Raw genomic sequence first — 1236 nt, 5'->3', positions numbered from 1 at the left:
CTCCCATACCCAACCCCTGCTGCCTGACGCAACTGATAGCCAGTTATGAGCTGGCTATTGGGTGCGATAGCACTGCTCCGTTATCCCTTTTGCCCGGTACGCCGGGCCTCTTTTTGCCTGGAGACACCCATGAGCGAAATGACCTTGATCGTGCCCAACGACTGGGTAACAGAAGAAAAGCTCGTCGAGATTACCGGCCTTCGCCCGGGCACTATCGAGCGGGCCCGCAAAAAATGCTGGATGGTAGGACGGGAATACCTTCACGTCTCACCGGACGGCGTGCCGAAGAAAAACAGCGAATGCATGTACAACCGTAAAGCTGTCGACCAGTGGGTTGAGAGCATGTCAAAGAAACAGCCAGGTGCGCGCCAATGAAGATCCGTTTATGCTTAGCGGGCTCTTGGACGTCAGGAGGGAATAATGGCTAAGTCAGCATACCCAACAGGCGTGGAGAACCATGGCGGTACGATCCGCATATGGTTCATCTATAAAGGCAGCCGGGTGCGTGAAAGCCTCGGCGTGCCGGATACACCAAAAAACAGAAAGGTCGCTGGCGAGCTGCGCGCGTCGGTATGCTTTTCGATAAAGACCGGCAACTTCAACTATGCCGCCCAGTTTCCTGACTCGCCTAACCTGAAGAAATTCGGGGTGGAGAGTAAGGAAATAACAGTGATGGAACTGGCGAAGAAGTGGCTTGAACTGAAGCGCATGGAAATCAGCACCAACGCTATGTCTCGCTATACATCAATAGCGCGCAACATGGTGCCAAGGATAGGCGGAGACAGACTGGCTTCAGCGGTGACGCAGGAAGACCTGCTGTTTATCAGAAAGGAATTGCTGACCGGTTATCACGTCCTGAAGACAGGACAGAAAACACCGGTGAAAGGGCGCTCTGTCAGAACGGTGAACAACTACATGAGAACCATGTCAGGTATGTTTAACTTTGCAGCTGATAGCGGGTATGTAAAAGCGAATCCGTTTAATGGTATTTCTCAGCTCAAACGGGCACGCACTGAGCCTGACCCACTGACGCGAGAAGAGTTCATCCGGATGATTAACGCATGCACTCATCAGCAGTTGAAAAACATGTGGTCGCTGGCAGTTTATACCGGAGTACGTCACGGAGAGCTGGTAGCTCTTGCCTGGGAAGATATTGACCTGAAAGCAGGCACGATGATCATCCGCCGGAACCATACTTTGACGAAGGAGTTCACCCTTCCGAAAACGGACGCCGGA

2 protein-coding genes are annotated in these 1236 nt (G+C 52.7%); both read left to right on the top strand.

Going from position 1 to position 1236, the window contains the following annotated elements; translation table 11 throughout:
* The first annotated feature begins 129 nt into the window (after positions 1-129).
* Positions 130-375 carry an excisionase family protein gene (locus HP459_RS22990; protein ID WP_014070846.1) on the top strand — a complete coding sequence of 82 codons (246 nt, stop codon included), beginning with the start codon at positions 130-132 and terminating at the stop codon, positions 373-375.
* A 45-nt stretch (positions 376-420) separates the two neighbouring features.
* The coding region (locus HP459_RS22985) for a site-specific integrase (RefSeq protein ID WP_171936931.1) at positions 421-1236 on the top strand (816 nt) is incomplete at its 3' end.

This window comes from Enterobacter sp. CM29, assembly GCF_013179605.1.
GTDB classification, from domain to species: Bacteria; Pseudomonadota; Gammaproteobacteria; order Enterobacterales; family Enterobacteriaceae; genus Enterobacter; species Enterobacter intestinihominis.
Note: the sequence above shows the minus strand (reverse complement) of the source record. Positions and strands in the feature narration are given on the sequence as shown.